The organism is Paenibacillus sp. FSL R7-0273 (assembly GCF_000758625.1).
Lineage (GTDB): Bacteria > Bacillota > Bacilli > Paenibacillales > Paenibacillaceae > Paenibacillus_AQ.
Genome location: NZ_CP009283.1, coordinates 3,677,425 through 3,693,424, shown reverse-complemented (window position 1 = coordinate 3,693,424; position 16,000 = coordinate 3,677,425). Strand labels below are relative to the sequence as shown.

Below are 16,000 nucleotides of genomic sequence, written 5' to 3'. Positions count from 1 at the left end.
AATATGTACGGTTTGAAGCAATTTTCATAGATTTATTCTACCTGTGTTCAATGATAAATCGCTGATAGACCTCATAAAATTTGAAGTTTTTAGCCGCTTATTTCGGGTAATGTACTACGAGAAAGATAGTGAAAGGAGCTGCTTATGAACAAGACCTACTGGAAAGAAAGCGTAGTATACGAAGTCTACCTGCGCAGCTTCAAAGACAGCAACGGCGACGGGATTGGAGACTTAAACGGCCTGATCTCACAGGCGGACTACTTCTCCGAGCTTGGAATCGATACCATCTGGCTGTCTCCTGTCTATCTGTCCCCGGATGTGGACAATGGCTATGACATTAAGGATTATCTGGCGATTCAGCCTGAATACGGAACGATGGCGGATTGGGAACGGCTGCTTAAGGAGCTGCACGGCCGGAGCATCCGGCTGATCATGGATCTGGTGCTTAACCATACCTCGGATGAGCATCCCTGGTTCATAGATGCACGGTCCTCCAGGGACAGCAAATACCGGGATTACTATATTTGGCGCCCGGCTGCTGAAGACGGTGGTCCACCCAACAACTGGACGTCCTATCTCGGCAAGCCTGCCTGGACCTTCGACGAAGGCAGCGGTGAATATTATCTGCATTTATACAACGCCAGGCAGCCTGATTTGAACTGGGACAATCCTCAGCTCCGGGCCGAAATGCATAAGATCATGACCTTTTGGCTGAATAAGGGCATTGACGGCTTCCGTATGGATGCAATTAATTCGATCTCTAAGGATCAGCGGTTTCCGGATACGGACAAGACCAAGCTGCAGGCAAACGGTGAGCCCTATACCAAAAATGGTCCGCACATCCATGAATTCCTGCGGGAAATGAATGATAAGGTATTCTCGAAATATAAGATATTCACTGCAGGTGAAACCTCCAAGGTCAATGAAGACGATGTGCTGATGTACACCAGGCCGGAGCGGCGGGAGCTGAGCATGGTCCTATCGGCGGAGGCCTCCAAGCTGGCTGATTGCGAGGAGGATCAGTGGCAGAGCAAGGAGTGGGATCTGGATGACCTGCGTGAGGTAATGATTATGTGGCAAAAGGATGTCGGTGAACCGGGAGGCTGGTTCGGGCTGTATCTCAGTAACCATGATCAGCCCCGGATGGTGGCGACCTTTGGGGATCAGGGCAAATACCGGGTGGAATCGGCCAAGATGCTGGCCATTCTGCTGCATACGTTAAAGGGCACCCCGTTCATTCTTCAGGGTGAAGAGCTTGGCATGACCAATCATCCCGGACTGCGCCGCATAGAGGATTTCAACGACCAGCAGTCACACTCGTATTATGATGTAATGGTTAAAGAACGGGGTGAACCGGAGGAGCTTATTATGGAGCGCATCCGCCGCAAATCACGGGATCACGCCCGTACCCCGATGCAGTGGGACAGCAGCCCGAACGCCGGCTTTACTTCCGGACAGCCATGGCTGCCGGTGCATCCGGATTATGAGGAGGTTAATCTGCTTCAACAGAAAAACGATCCGGATTCGGTATTCCAATTCTACAAAAAGCTGATCCGTCTGCGTAAGGACCATCCGGTAATGGTATATGGTGAGTTCGACCTCATGCTAAAGGAGCATCAGCAGATCTTTGCCTATTCCCGCCATGATGAGGATGAGGAGTGGCTGATTCTGCTCAACTTCACAGCTGAAGAGGCGCATTGGGAGCTTCCGGAGGAAGAAGCCGAGCGGCTGGAAGGCGCAGACTTTCTGTTCGGTAACTATCCGGATGAGGCTGAGCCGAAATGCCACCGGCAAGGCTCCCTTAAGCCTTATGAAGGGCTGGTGTACCGGAGATATCAGGAGAAAAAGCCACTCATCCAATGAGTGGCTTTTTCTGCAATTCATGATTCGGCCTTAGCTTGCCGTATCTTCTGGACATTGCGGTTCATCAGATGACGGACAATATGTACAAATACAGCCTCACGCAGCGGGCCCAGCTCCTGCCGGTGCACCGCGAAGAATTCGTCGGGACTGTCAAATATTCCGAAATCCTGAACGATACCTTCCTTTTGAATATACGTATCGTTTTCATCCCAGTATATTGAGGGGTTGAGCAGGTTATCAGTGGCAGCGCCGTAGCCGCAAAACCCTTCCGGGCAGTCTGCGAATTTTTCCTGAAGCTTGCTTAAATAAGGAACGTCAAGGATAAAGCCCTCGATATTTAGCCACATGTCCTTATACCTGACTTCAACCCAGCTATGGACGATTTCCTGCGGGGAGAGCCGGTAATACCAGCCCTTCATCGCCCCCTTTTGCAGCTCCTTATGAATGGTGAATCCATGCATCCGGCACGGAATTCCAACGGCTCTGAGCAGAGCCATGAATAGAATCCCTTTAGTATTGCATTGCCCGTAGCCGTCTCTTAAAATTTCAGAAGCCGCAATAGCATCTGCACGGTTATAGCCGAACTGAATTTCGTCACGGACGTAGTTATAGATTTGCAGTATTTGCTCCTTGACCGGAAGCTGCAGCCAGCCTTGCTCATGAATCAGCTGCTTAATCTGCGGATGCGAGTAATTCAATAATGCTGTCTCCGACAAGTGTACAGTCATGGTTTAACACCTCCTGTACTTATTGTACGGTTAGTGCAGGCAGGAAACTTTCAAAAAAACGCTATCCCTGCGGATTTCCCTCGCCGACATTCCCAGCATCCGTTTGCTTGTCGCGGCAAAGTGTGAAGGACTGTCAAAGCCTGCTTCCATCGCTGCTTCCGTAATTGGAGCTCCGTTAAAAATCAAATAAACTGCTTTTTGCAGCTTATGCAGCACGATATATCCGCTCAGGGAAGTTCCCGTATTCTCCTTAAACAGATGGGACAGCCTGCTGCCCGAAAGTCCCAGCTGATTGGCGAACTCACCAACAGAATGCTCAGAATCACGGCAATCCCTAATGAGTGTAATCAAATCCTGGATTCTTGTGTCCGATATACCTGTCTGCACATTGTCCAGCCCGAACAGTTTCATTAGCTGCCGGAAAAAGAGGCTGTAGCTGCTGCTGTCTGTGATTCCTGTGCATTGCTCCTGAACAAATCTGCTTATCTTCTCCACCAACTCAGGCGGGAGCAGACAGTAACCGCAGCCGTCAATCTGCTGCCTGAAACCGGCTGCTATATCCGAGGTTCCGTCGATCAGCAGCAGCATTAGCGGTGTCCCCGTTCCATTCAAACGATGTAAGACGTTCGAATCCATCGCAATTCCGTTACAGTGAATCGTCCTTCCGTCCAGAGCAATGTCGAGTTCGCCCCGAAGCGCTATGGTTACCTGTACAAAGGAATGCGCATGTTCATCCGCATCAATGGTGTCCGACAGGACGAGCAGGTGATGTTCTGCCCCGTATATATTCATCATCTTCTGTATCTCCCCAATCCGCTTTCCCCTTATCTGATCCGGTACCATTATAGCAAGAAACACAAAGAGCCTGCACCCGGCAGGCTCTTCTACAATTGTCTGTTCTTATTCCAGACCTTTTTTACCGTAATCCGTCATAAATTCTACCGTTTGCGGATCTGCGTGGGAGAAAAACGCACTTTCCCCTGTATCGAGAGCCGCAATTGTATCCATATCTGAGGCAGTCAGTTCAAAATCGAACACATTGATATTCTGCACCATCCGGTCCTTGCTGACGGTCTTTGGAATAACAACAATGCCGCGCTGGATCAGATAACGAAGAGCAACCTGGGCTACGGATTTGTTATATTGATCACCGACCTCCTGAAGGGTGGCGTTGGTGAAGAAGTTGTTCCTGCCTTCGGCAAACGGACCCCAGGACTCGATCTGTGTGTTGTATTTTTTCATAATCTCATGGGCTGCTGTCTGCTGATGGAAGACATGGGTCTCCACCTGGTTGACGGCCGGAACGACTTCGCTGAATTTCACCAGATCGATGTATCTGTCCGGATAGAAATTACTTACGCCGATGGCTCTGATCTTACCTGCCTTGTAGAGCTCCTCCATCGCCCGGTAGGTTCCGTAATAATCGTTAAACGGCTGATGGATCAGCACCAGATCGAGGTAGTCGAGCTGCAGCTTGCGCATGGATTCCTCAATAGATGCTTTGGCACGTTTATAGCCGGCGTTGGAGATCCAGACCTTGGTGGTGATGAAGAACTCTTCCCTCGCTACTCCGCTTTTCTTGATTGCGTGTCCGACAGCCTCTTCATTGCGGTATGCCTGTGCCGTATCTATCGAGCGGTAACCGGCGCTGATCGCGTCCGATACACATCTTTCGCATTCCTCAGCATCCGGGATCTGATATACCCCGTATCCCAGTACCGGCATTTGAACGCCATTATTAAGTGTTACATATTCCATTCTAATTCCTCCTTATTGGGCTCCGACTACGCGGTGCGGTACATATAATTCCTCGAGAAAAGCAACCTCATCTGCAGTTAATGCTACGGATAGCGCTCCCACAGCATCTTCAAGCTGTGCCAGCTTGGTTGCCCCGATTATCGGAGCAGCTACTGTGTCCTTCTGCAGCAGCCAGGCAAGGGCAATATGAATACGCGGTACGCCGCGTTTTTCGGCAAGTGCAGCTACCCGCTCGATAATCAGCCTGTCAGCCTCAGCAGACGCATCGTATTTGGATTTCTGGATGTGATCTGTTTCTGAGCGCAGCGTGGTTTCGGACCAGTCGCGGATGAGTCTTCCGGATGCCAGCGGACTGTACGGCGTTGAAGCTATTTGCTGATCCTTAAGGAGCGGCAGCATTTCTCTTTCCTCTTCCCGGTAGATCAGATTCAGGTGATTCTGCATGGACACAAAGCGGGTCCAGCCATTCTTCTCTGCGGTATGCTGCGCCTTCTGGAACTGCCAGGCATACATGGCTGACGCACCGATATAGCGGGCTTTGCCGGACTTCACTATATCATGCAGCGCCCCCATGGTCTCTTCGATCGGCGTATCGTAATCCCAGCGGTGAATGATGTACAGATCGACATAATCGGTTCCGAGCCGTTTCAGGCTTTTGTCTATTTCACTCAAAATAGCTTTCCGGGACAAGCCCCCGCCGTTAGGACCCTTGTGCATACGTCCCCAGACCTTGGTAGCCAGCACGATCTCGTCCCGGTCTGCATAATCCTTGAGCGCCCGCCCGGTGAACTCCTCACTGGTGCCGTTCGCATAAATGTTGGCTGTATCAAAAAAGTTAATCCCCAGCTCCAGCGCCCGCTTGATGATTTCACGGCTGCGTTCCTCATTCAGCACCCACTGGTGCCATTCCGGCAGCGCCTCCCCAAAGCTCATGCAGCCCAGACAGATCCGTGAGACATCCAGACCGGTATTCCCGAATTTAACATATTCCATTCTGTGTTCCTCCCATTCTGTTGTCATGTAGCTCATACTCGTCTTACTTATTATGCCGGATTTTCACTAATAACCGTTATCCCGATCGTACTGAATGCTTGCCTATTTCTGTCACGGAGCTTACTATAGGAATTCATAAGGTTTAGAATCGAGTACTACAAAAGGGAGGGATAGCGTTATGCCAGCTGGCAGCATGAAGCAGCAAATAGAGCTCGCAGAGCTCATTCAGCGCTTTACACCGAGGGACGGCGTGTTTGAGACAGCGGTACCCAATTTATTTGTTATCCGGTATTCGGAGGTATCTGAGCCTGCGTACCGGGTGTATAAGCCGTCTTTTTGCATGATTGCCCAAGGGGTTAAGGAGGTATTCCTGGCAGGGGAGCGATTTGAATACGGCTCAGCTGATTATCTGGTCGCTTCCATGAATCTGCCTGTCGTCGGCCAGGTGATCAGAGCAGCAGCGGACAGGCCTTATCTCAGCTTCAAACTGGAGTTTAGCTATGAACAGATTCTGGAGGTCATGAACGGGGCAAATGTACGGATTGTGCCGAACGAGAACGCGAAGCGTGCCTTATTTGTCGGCCAGACTGAGCCTTCCCTGATGAACGCGACCCTAAGACTGATAGAATTACTGGACAGGCCGGATGATATCCACTTTCTTGCGCCTTTATTCATAAAAGAAATCCTGTATACCCTGCTAAAAGGTCCCTATGGTGCCGCACTCGGACAAATTGCCATGGAGGGCAGCCATTCATACCGGATTAGAGAGGCGATTGATCAGCTTACCGAACGTTATGACCAGTCCATTCGCGTGGAACAGCTTGCCGAAGCAGCAAGCATGAGCCTGTCCACCTTCCACCGTAACTTTAAGGAGGTGACCGGCATGAGCCCTATCCAGTTTCAGAAGCAGCTCAGGCTGCAGGAAGCGCGCCGTATTCTATTGTCGGAGTCGGCTGAGGCCGCCGAGGTTGCGTTCCGGGTCGGCTACGAGAGTGCTTCCCAGTTCAGCCGTGAATATGCCCGGATGTTCGGCTCGCCGCCGCGCTCCGATGTCAAGCAATTGAAGGAAATGTATGATCCCGCCAGAAGCATTGTTTTTCTGGGCGATTGAGAGGATGGCGTCGTAGATGGATGAAAAGGATTGGCGCATACTGGACGTTTTGGGCACTGAACGTAATATTACGAGGACCGCGGAGCAGATTTATCTCTCGCAGCCTACTCTGACCCACCGCCTGCAGCAGCTGGAAAAGGAGCTTGGCATCAGCCTGTTCGTCTACCGGGGACGGCGGGGGATCGAGTTCACGGAGCAGGGTGAAACGATGGTAGCCTATGCCCGGGAAATGCTGGAGCGGCTGTCCGATGTCAAAAGCAGGCTGGTCAGCCAGCGCGGTGATCTAAGCGGCACGCTACGGCTTGGCGTCTCCCGGTCCGTGGCGCTGTATCGCCTTCCGGCGGTGCTCCGGCAATTTTCAGAGGCCTATCCGCTGATTGAATATGATATTACTACCGCGATCAGCCAGGATTTGCTTGGTTCAGTAGCTACACAGAAGGAGCAGATCGGGATTATCCGGGGCATACCCCACTGGCTGGAGCAAAAAGAGATGCTTGAACAGGAGCAGGTATGTATTCTGTCAGCGGTGCCGGTAGCTGTGGAGGAGCTTCCGCAGCTGCGCCGGATTACCTTTACAACGGACCCTTCCTTAAGCAGGATCATCGATGGCTGGTGGAAGCAGCAGTTCAGTAAGCCGGCCAATGTACTGATGCATGTGGACAATGCAGAAATTGCCAAACGGATGGTGCAAAACGGACTGGGCTACGCCATTGTTCCGTCCATCGTCCTGACTGAGGATGACAATCAGCTGTACCGGACCGCATTAACCGGAGCAGACAGCGAAGCCGTTACCTGGTCCACCTGGTTATTATACAGGGAGGAGCTGCTGGACATCCCGGCAGTTTCAGCCTTTGTTCAGTTTGTGCAGCAGCATTACCGGGCTTCCATACCCTCTCTCTATGATAATCCATAGAAAAATACGATTTTTCCGCTTCTGCGCCTGCAGCTACAATGAAGAAAAAGCTCAGACAGAAGGGTAGCCGCGTATGTTTATTAATGTCATGATTCTAGGTATCGCTTTTCAGCTCATTCTTAACTTAACCAGACCTGCAGTGCCCTTGTTCGCTTCCTCTCTGGGGGCATCCACGCTCGAGATAGGTGTTTTGACCGCCTGCTATGCTTTCCTCCCCATGTTTTTCTCTATTTCCGCAGGCAAAATGGCCGACCGTTTCGGCGACCGCCTCCCGGTTCTGGCCGGAATGACGGGATTAGGCCTATCCATGGCCCTGCCCTGGTGTTTTCCTTCCCTCTGGGCGCTTTATGCGTCCCAGCTGATTACAGGCTTCTCCAGTATTTTTATTGCTATTTCCCTGCAAAATGTACTCGGGCACGCCGCTCCTGAAGGCAAGCGCAACGATTATTACGGCTGGTTCAGCACCGCTAATTCCCTTGGCGCCCTGCTCGGTCCGGTGACCGCCGGCTATCTTATCAGTCACCTGTCCTATCCGGCGGTTTTTGCCGCAGCCTTCTTTGTTTTTCTGATTACTTTTGTATTTGCATGGAAGCTCTCCTCCGGCAAGCCTACTGCTGCCGCCGTAAAAACCGGACTGGCGGACTCCCTGGGCCTGCTTAAGCTCCCCGCCCTCCGCAGGGCGCTGATCGGCAATGCGCTCGCACTGTACTCCAGAGAAATCTTTGCCGCCTATTTCCCGCTGTATGCGGTAAGTAAAGGCATTTCTGTAACCGGGATCGGCTGGATTCTCTCGATTCAGGGATTGTCCATGGTGCTGGTCCGCCTGTTCATGCCCTGGCTGCAGCGTAAGCATTCAAATGATGCCATCCTGATAGGCTCGATTGCCGCATCCGGGACAGCGTTTTTGCTGGTCTCCTTAACTGTTAATCCTGTGTGGCTTGGAGTCTGGAGTGTACTGATGGGACTCGGCCTGGGCTGCGGGCAGCCTATTTCCATGTCGGTTGCGTATCAGTCTTCCCCTGCTTCGAGAACGGGTGAGGTACTGGGGCTGCGTCTATTAATCAACAGAGTCTCACAGTTCACAGCTCCGCTGCTGTTCGGGATGATTGGGGCGTCGCTGGGACTGATTACCGTCTTTTATGCCAGCAGCTTCTTTTTACTGGGCGGAACCCTGCTGATCAAGCCGCCGAAGAAGGAATGAAGGCTAATGTGCAGGAATACAAGCATTTACAAATGCCGAAAAAAGCTTTCTGCTGTTGCTGTCTGTCCCGTAACTGAATTCCGGATGCCACTGAACAGCGAGAATAAATCTTTTGTCCGGAAGAGATACTGCTTCAACCATGCCGTCCTCCGCTGCTGCCGCAGCAGTCAAGCCCGCAGGCAGTGCTTTGATCCCCTGGTGATGATAGCTGTTAACGTCTATTTGAGCTGTCTGCAATATGTGGTGGAGCAAAGTACCTGTATGGATATGTACAGAATGGGACGGCTCGGCATAAGGCGGCTTCTGCTTATGGCTGACCGTAATGTCTGTATTCATCTGCAATGGAATATCCTGATACAGGGTTCCGCCGCACAGAACGTTAAACAATTGTAATCCGCGGCAGATTCCAAAGGCGGGCTTGTCCAGTTCAATTACTTGGTCAAACAGCAGCTGCTCCATTCTGTCGCGTTCATCACACCATTCCCCGCAGACCGCTTCTGCTTTTTCCCCATATAATTCTGGATTGATATCATGCCCGCCGGTAAACAGAAAGCCATCAAACCTGCCGGCCAGAGCAGGTATAATATCCTCATCCGTTGTAAGAGGCAGCATCACAGGGATTCCGCCTTCGTTCTCGATTGCCTTCATGTAAGCCGGGAGCATCCAGTAGCTCTCTTTACCGGAGTCGTATAATGGCAGGACGCCTATCATTGGTTTGTTCATTGCTGCACCTCCTTCATTGATTGTCGTTTATTATAATCGGAGGCGTCGGATATTACCAGAGTGTAACTATCATCAGATGTGAGGTACGCGAGGCTCTGGACTTTTTCCTGTCATTTTGATGTGATGGAGTGTGATTGTTTGGTGTTCCACTGTAGTTTGCGGGTGCGAATATATATTTTTTTGTACTAATGTGAATTTTTCATATGATGAAATGATCATCGTTGGCCCTTCAGCTTAAACGCAAAAAAAGCACGGAGCCCCTTAAGGTTCCATGCTTCCTGCCTGTTATTTCATTCAGCTCTTCTTTTTGCGCCATTTGTAGGCTTTACGGACGAGCTCTAATAATGCTTTGGGAACCGGAAATACCCATCGTGAGGCAATAGGCTTGTATAGCCGGTAGTACGCTTTTTTGAAATCCTCCCACATGCTGCAGTCTTCCTGCTTCAAAAAATCAGACACGTCGACTATCAGGCCGCGGCCGTCCTTGACCATCACATTTTTGGCATGGACATCATGCGGGTGGAGACCGCGGGAACGGGCATAATCCAGTGCGATGTCAATATCGCGGATGGCCTGCTCAGTAATCAGTATTCCCTGCTTCATTGAGTCGTAAAACGTAACGCCGCGCAGCCGGTCCAGGATAAGAAAGGTATTTCCGATATAATAGCACCGTGCATATGCCGGATGCTGTCCCAGCAGCTTGTAAACCTCTGCTTCCTCCTCCAGGCCGGGTCTGCCCGGGGCATAGATTTTCACCGCATAAGCTTCATAACCGGGATGGCAAAAAACAGCGGCATAATTGCCGCAGCCCAGCAGCCTCCAGGGATACGGTACATTGCTGACTTTTACAGGCTCCTGCGGATCAATACTCTCAATAGCAGCTTTTAACATTAAATCATCGGTAATCAGTTCCGTCAGCTTCTCCATACCCAGCTTCTCCCTGCAGCCCTTCAGGCTTGTGTTACTATCAATATATCATATGTTCAAAAGAATAAGCCTACCATTGCCCGTTTTCCCTGTTGGTATCAATGACCTCCTTGAAACGGTCCGGGTAATTCGTATAGACTCCATCCACGCCCCACAGATAGGCTTTATTCATGTTGACCTGGTAATTAACCGTATACGGCATCACTTTAAGCCCGGCATTCTTAACCTGAGCCACATAAGCCGCTCCGATTCCCTGAAAGTTAGGGCTGATTCCGACGGCATAGGTTTTCACATTCTCCAGATAAGATGCAGGTGCCCCTGTTGCGGTATAGTCATTCCATACAAGCTGGTACAGCGGGATGTCAGGGTTGATCGCATGAAGCTTGCGCAGACTGGCACTGCTGAAGGAATGGACAGACACTGCATCCTCCAGGTTATATTTTAGGACAGCTTCATTTAGCAAGGTCTCGATCTGGCTGTTCGCGGTGGGCTGCTTAATTTCGATCATGTAACGGGTCTTGTCCCCGAATGTCTCGAACACCTCATCCAGCGTGGGGATGGTGACACCCGCATATTGCTCCCTTGCAAACATCGGATAGGCTTCATTAAACCAGGTTCCCGCATCCAGCTGCTTGATCTGCTCCAGGGTCAAATTTCTCACATATCCCCTGCTGTTTGTAGTCCGGTTCACTGTCTCATCATGGATCACGACCGGTATCCCATCCTTGGTTAGATGAATGTCCAGCTCTACATAATCTGCCTTCATCTCTATTGCCAGCTCAATTGCCGGCATGGTGTTCTCCGGGGCATACCCCATAGCACCACGGTGAGCAATCGTAACGACCTTATCCGGAGGATCGATGATCTCCTTGACCTTTACCTGGATCCATGGGAAATAGGCATACAATGCTGAAAACAAAAAAACAAACATTAAAACATGTACGCCAATAAAATAAGCCTTATGCCTAAAAAAGTTTTTCATTCATCTACCCTCTTTTTTCTGATCCTTAACAGCATAAATAATATATTAACATGCCGTACGGGTTTATCGTTATCTTTTCATTGGCGGCAGAGGTATTTTTTATTATATTCCAGGCTGAACCTTATGCGAATCAAAAAATAGGCAGACTCTCTTTGAGGCCCGTCACAGCAAAACTACTATACAAGCTTCATAAAAGCGCTTAATATACTCATAGAAAACGATGATAAAGGAGACAGACAACCCATGCTGGATTCAAGCACTACCGGACTTCTTACAAAAACGCTCAGCGCCAGTATTGCAAACAAAGAAATCGCAGGCGCTAACTTTATGGTGATCAAAAATGGCGAGGAAGTTTTCTATCTTGAGGACGGGCTGGCTGATGTAGAAAATGGACGCTCTATTGCCCGGGATTCCATCTTCAGGCTGTACTCGATGAGCAAGCCGGTAACAGCCGCAGCCGTTATGCTGCTGCTGGAACGTGGAGAAATAGATCTGTTTGATCCTGTAAGCCGTTACATACCTGGATTCCGCAATCAGCTGGTAGAAAAAGACGGCGGTCTGGCGGCTCCGGAACGCGAAGTTAACCTCAATGACCTGCTCAACATGACATCGGGACTTGTGTACGGCGGACCCGGTCCGGCCGGACAATATACAGAAACGCTGATTCAGGAGCTGGGCAGCCGGCTGCACGGAGCCAATCCGATGACCACAATGGAATTTGCAGACAGACTGGGCCAGGGTCCACTCGCCTTTGAGCCGGGATCATCCTGGCAATACGGAACCTCAGGCGATGTACTCGGAGCGGTTGTAGAGGCCGTAAGCGGTAAGCGGTACGGGGAATTTCTGCAGGAGGAAATTTTCGGGCCGCTGGGCATGAAGGATACCGGGTTCTGGCTGACGGAAGAAGAGCAACGAACCCGGCTGGCTAAAACGTATCAGGATGACGAAAATGGCGGATTAAAGCTCTACGCCGACAGCCACCTCGGAATTAATCACCAGTTTGACCGTAAGCCGGCGTTTGAATCCGGCGGAGCCGGACTTGTCTCCACGATCGGCGATTCGGCCAAGTTCACCACCATGCTTCTGAACAACGGAAGCCTCAACGGTGTACAGCTGCTCAAACCAAGAACCGTACAATATATGACCTCGGCGGGATTAACGCCTCCGCAGCAGAAGGGCTTTGCCCTGTGGCAATCCCTCTGCGGGCACAGCTACGGCAACCAGATGCGCATTATGACCGAGCCCGGGCAGGCCGGACATATCGGCAGCAAGGGCGAATACGGCTGGGACGGCTGGCTTGGCGCCTACTTCATGAACAGCCCGCAGGATGGGCTGACGATACTGTTTATGGTCCAGAAAAAAGACGCCGGCACCCTCCCTGTTACCCGAAAGCTGCGGAATATTGTGTTTAGCAGTTTGTAGGGACTGTGATATATGAAAACGGCAGTCATAGACTTTTTTGAAAAGTCTTGTCTGCCGTTTTTTTATAAAATCAATATTAGCGAGACTCCGGTGAATGTCTGAACTTCCTACCGCAAGGCGGACGCTGTCACTCCTACAGTTCCAAACATCTCCTCCGCCCCCTTTCCTTATAAGATATTTTCAAGTTCACTCTATATAGAATGAGCCGAGCCGAAATAACTGTACTTTCTGCAACTAAACCCGACGAATTGGCTCCGCTGCAGGTTTTAACTGCAGTCTGTACACTTATATTTGCTAAAAACGCCCGAAACCGGCTTTTTCGAGGAAAATAGATGTACAGAATACCATTATTTTCTTATAATGATTCATTTCCACTGTTTTAATTGTACAAAGTACACTTAACCTGATATGACCCTGAACCCACTGACTGAGGTTAGCGTTAGGCAGGGGCGCTCAATCCGCTGCCCGCCGCGTGTGACAATGATTTCCTAGTCGTAAAATAGTTATTATTTTCCTTATCTGTCTACAAGCACATGTACCATCACTAAACAAGCTTCATATAGTGCTTAATATACTCATAGAAATCTACTAAAGGGAGACAGACCACTATGCTCGATTCTGGCACAACCGCACTGCTGACCAAAACGCTCAGCACCAGTATTGAAAATAACGAGATTGCCGGTGCTAACTTTATGGTTATTAAAAACGGCAAAGAAGTATTTTATCATGCGGACGGCCTGGCAGATATAGAAATGAGACGTCCTATTGCCCGGGATACCATCTTCAGGCTGTACTCGATGAGCAAGCCGGTAACAGCTGCAGCCGTTATGCTGCTGCTGGAACGTGGAGAAATAGATCTGTTCGATCCTGTAAGCCGTTACATACCCGGATTCCTTCAGCAAAAAGTAGTTAAGGAAGGCGGACTGACATCTCCAGTACGAGAAGCCAACCTCCATGATCTGCTCAACATGACATCAGGACTTGTGTATGGCGGACCCGGTCCAGCCGGACAATATACAGAAACGCTGATTCAGGAGCTGGGCAGCCGGCTGCACGGAGCCAATCCGATGACCACTATGGAATTTACAGACAGACTGGGCCAGGGTCCACTCGCCTTTGAGCCGGGATCGTCCTGGCAATATGGAACCTCTAGCGATGTACTCGGGGCGGTTGTGGAAGCAGTAAGCGGTAAGCGTTACGGGGAATTTCTGCAGACGGAAATATTCGGGCCGCTCGGCATGACCGATACCAGGTTCTGGCTGACTGATGAGCAGCGAAGCCGGCTCGCCAGAACCTATCAAGACAACGGGGAAGGCGGACTCAAGCGATATGCTGACAGTCCCTTGGGAGTTAATCACCACTTTGACCGTGATCCGGCATTTGAATCCGGCGGAGCCGGACTTGCCTCTACGATCGATGACGCGGCCAAATTCACCACCATGCTGTTGAACAACGGGAGTATTGACGGGTACCAGCTGCTCAAACCAAAAACCGTGCAATATATGACTTCTCCTGGCTTAACGCCCCCACAGCAAAAGGGCTTCGCCTTGTGGCACCTTCGCTGCGGTCACAGCTATGGCAATCTGATGCGCATTATGACCGAGCCCGGTCAGGCCGGAAACATCGGCAGCAAAGGTGAATACGGCTGGCAAGGCTGGCTTGGCACTTATTTCGCGAACAGCCCACAGGATGCGCTGACGATACTGTTTATGGTCCAGAAAAAAGACGCCGGCACCCTTCCCATCACCCGTAAGCTGCGGAATATTGTGTTTAGCAGTTTGTAGAGATGGACATATAAAGCATTTGTAGTCTGTAGTAGAAGTTGAGCGGATAAACAAATAAAACCGCTAAAATAGCGGCTCCGCAATGGTTTATTAAGAAATTGTGATTTACCATCACTCAAACATTTTCCTTCATACGTTCAACATTATTGTTCAGTTGTATTAAGATTTTTCTTAAAGCTGTAAGATCTGTATGACTAATATCATTTAACAGCTCCTTGGCAAAATACTCCTTTTCCTTTTGCGAAGATTCAATTAGTTCTTTTCCGTAATCAGTTAATTGTACTAAGATTATACGGTTGTCCCCATCTTTTTTTCTTCGGGCTACGATCTTATTGTCTTCAAGCTGTTTGAGATGTCTGGCGACTGCCGCCTTGTCAAGGGTCACTTTCTTTTGTAAGTCACCCTGGCTGATTTCAATCTCTTGATATATTAATGCGAGTATTTCAAAGCGAGATTGGCTGATGCTGATATAAGCATCAAATGTAGTATTTATGGCGTTGTTTACACGGTACATTTCGTATAACAACTTCGACTCCTGTGACCAATCCTTGCTCAAAACCATCACATCTTTCATATTTATATTTTTCTGCCAAGTGCTTGCAATGTACTAGACAATATACAACTTAATTTCTTTTTTTACAAGTAACATGCACTGTAACACTGCAAGTACTTGCTTACTTTTCGTTTTAACCGTCTCGCTCCCATCTTAAACCTAAAGGCCCTCTCCCCAAGTGGAAAGAGGGCCTTTCTATACATTTTTCGTCAATATACTGACAGTGTACCGTCATAATTTATCACTTGTCCATTGTGGTTCTCACCATCCAAAACAAAGTCAACAATTAATTCCGCTGCTTGAACAGTTGTTTTGACAAAATCCCCTGTCATATGTCCGTTCAAATCCGTTGAAACCGCACCGGGCATTACTGCAAAAATTTCCACCGGTATATTCTCCTTCTCAAAACTCATCCCCCATGATTTAGTCATAACATTTAGTGGAGCCTTTGAGGTTGTATAAGAGAATGCATTAAAGTATGGTAACGGCTCAATAGGTATACTAATATTTATTATAATACCTTTATTCGCAATTAAGGTCGGAAGCAAGCCTTTCGAGAGCGCAAAAGGACCGATAAAATTAACTTCATAAGTACTTTGAAGCTCTTCAACCGTAAATTCCCAACCCACTTTGTGCATATCACCTGGAATACCGGCATTATTCACCAGGAGCGATAATTCTGCAAAATTTCGCGTAATTTCTCCCACTGCATTATTAATACTGTTCAAATCAGCTACGTCTAACAGCAGCAAATGTGCATCACCGAAGGCTCGAAGAGCAGCTACTGCATTATCTCCCCGCTCCTGATCGCGCGCACCTACTAACACACGATACCCTTCCTCTAACAATTTTTTTGCAATTTCATATCCGATCCCTTTGTTCGCACCAGTTACTAATGCTGTTTTGGTCATCAGTGATTCTCCTTTATTTGCGGGCTTTTTTTGCTTCAGCGCTTCGCGCTCCACCTTTTGTTGATATATCAACGTTGATGTATCAACAGTTTATGTTAATATTGTTTTTATGACAAGTCTTTTCTAGTTGA

General features: G+C 49.4%; 15 protein-coding genes. 6 read left to right on the top strand and 9 right to left on the bottom strand.

Features of this window, described 5'->3' with window-relative positions:
- The first annotated feature begins 144 nt into the window (after nucleotides 1-144).
- Nucleotides 145-1,863 carry a glycoside hydrolase family 13 protein gene (locus tag R70723_RS15880; RefSeq protein WP_039873344.1) on the top strand — a complete coding sequence of 573 codons (1,719 nt, stop codon included), beginning with the start codon at nucleotides 145-147 and terminating at the stop codon, nucleotides 1,861-1,863.
- A gap of 17 nt (nucleotides 1,864-1,880) precedes the next feature.
- Here the strand turns inward: R70723_RS15880 and R70723_RS15875 are convergent, their stop codons facing one another.
- The 4 genes from R70723_RS15875 to R70723_RS15860 all read right to left on the bottom strand — a co-directional run bounded on the left by R70723_RS15875 (nucleotide 1,881) and on the right by R70723_RS15860 (nucleotide 5,342).
- Nucleotides 1,881-2,591 carry a transglutaminase-like domain-containing protein gene (locus tag R70723_RS15875; protein WP_039873342.1) on the bottom strand — a complete coding sequence of 237 codons (711 nt, stop codon included), beginning with the start codon at nucleotides 2,589-2,591 and terminating at the stop codon, nucleotides 1,881-1,883.
- A 30-nt stretch (nucleotides 2,592-2,621) separates the two neighbouring features.
- Entirely contained in the window at nucleotides 2,622-3,386 is a 765-nt protein-coding gene (locus tag R70723_RS32100) for a helix-turn-helix domain-containing protein (RefSeq protein WP_052421332.1), read from the bottom strand.
- 105 nt (nucleotides 3,387-3,491) lie between these two features.
- Entirely contained in the window at nucleotides 3,492-4,349 is an 858-nt protein-coding gene (locus R70723_RS15865; protein WP_039873341.1) for an aldo/keto reductase, read from the bottom strand.
- Nucleotides 4,350-4,361: 12 nt separating this feature from the next.
- Nucleotides 4,362-5,342 carry an aldo/keto reductase gene (locus tag R70723_RS15860; protein WP_039873338.1) on the bottom strand — a complete coding sequence of 327 codons (981 nt, stop codon included), beginning with the start codon at nucleotides 5,340-5,342 and terminating at the stop codon, nucleotides 4,362-4,364.
- A 178-nt stretch (nucleotides 5,343-5,520) separates the two neighbouring features.
- Here R70723_RS15860 and R70723_RS15855 point away from each other — a divergent pair, with 178 nt between their 5' ends.
- From R70723_RS15855 to R70723_RS15845, 3 genes are all read left to right on the top strand, one after another.
- The gene (locus R70723_RS15855) at nucleotides 5,521-6,453 is read left to right on the top strand and encodes an AraC family transcriptional regulator (RefSeq protein WP_039873336.1); all 933 of its coding nucleotides are present in this window, start codon (nucleotides 5,521-5,523) and stop codon (nucleotides 6,451-6,453) included.
- Nucleotides 6,454-6,469: 16 nt separating this feature from the next.
- A complete protein-coding gene (locus R70723_RS15850; protein WP_039873333.1) occupies nucleotides 6,470-7,366 on the top strand; it encodes a LysR family transcriptional regulator in 897 nt (298 codons plus the stop codon).
- A gap of 73 nt (nucleotides 7,367-7,439) precedes the next feature.
- Nucleotides 7,440-8,567, top strand: coding sequence for an MFS transporter (locus R70723_RS15845; protein WP_039873330.1), 1,128 nt, complete (start codon nucleotides 7,440-7,442; stop codon nucleotides 8,565-8,567).
- A 3-nt stretch (nucleotides 8,568-8,570) separates the two neighbouring features.
- On the opposite strand, the gene R70723_RS15840 is transcribed toward R70723_RS15845, so the two are convergent.
- The 3 genes from R70723_RS15840 to R70723_RS15830 form a co-directional block, all read right to left on the bottom strand.
- The gene (locus R70723_RS15840) at nucleotides 8,571-9,290 is read right to left on the bottom strand and encodes a gamma-glutamyl-gamma-aminobutyrate hydrolase family protein (RefSeq protein WP_039873328.1); all 720 of its coding nucleotides are present in this window, start codon (nucleotides 9,288-9,290) and stop codon (nucleotides 8,571-8,573) included.
- A gap of 294 nt (nucleotides 9,291-9,584) precedes the next feature.
- Nucleotides 9,585-10,217, bottom strand: a complete 633-nt coding sequence (locus R70723_RS15835; protein WP_039873327.1) for a serine/threonine-protein kinase — start codon at nucleotides 10,215-10,217, stop codon at nucleotides 9,585-9,587.
- 70 nt (nucleotides 10,218-10,287) lie between these two features.
- Nucleotides 10,288-11,199, bottom strand: coding sequence for a glycerophosphodiester phosphodiesterase (locus R70723_RS15830; RefSeq protein ID WP_052421331.1), 912 nt, complete (start codon nucleotides 11,197-11,199; stop codon nucleotides 10,288-10,290).
- Nucleotides 11,200-11,442: 243 nt separating this feature from the next.
- On the opposite strand from R70723_RS15830, the gene R70723_RS15825 reads away from it, so the two are divergent.
- Complete coding sequence (locus R70723_RS15825) at nucleotides 11,443-12,621, top strand: serine hydrolase domain-containing protein (RefSeq protein ID WP_039873325.1); 1,179 nt, start codon at nucleotides 11,443-11,445, stop codon at nucleotides 12,619-12,621.
- 608 nt (nucleotides 12,622-13,229) lie between these two features.
- The gene (locus tag R70723_RS15820) at nucleotides 13,230-14,405 is read left to right on the top strand and encodes a serine hydrolase domain-containing protein (protein WP_039873323.1); all 1,176 of its coding nucleotides are present in this window, start codon (nucleotides 13,230-13,232) and stop codon (nucleotides 14,403-14,405) included.
- 115 nt (nucleotides 14,406-14,520) lie between these two features.
- On the opposite strand, the gene R70723_RS15815 is transcribed toward R70723_RS15820, so the two are convergent.
- Complete coding sequence (locus R70723_RS15815; RefSeq protein ID WP_372238248.1) at nucleotides 14,521-14,979, bottom strand: MarR family winged helix-turn-helix transcriptional regulator; 459 nt, start codon at nucleotides 14,977-14,979, stop codon at nucleotides 14,521-14,523.
- Nucleotides 14,980-15,167: 188 nt separating this feature from the next.
- Nucleotides 15,168-15,869: an SDR family NAD(P)-dependent oxidoreductase gene (locus R70723_RS15810; RefSeq protein WP_039873322.1), complete on the bottom strand. Its 702-nt coding sequence runs from the start codon at nucleotides 15,867-15,869 to the stop codon at nucleotides 15,168-15,170.
- Nucleotides 15,870-16,000: the final 131 nt, after the last annotated feature.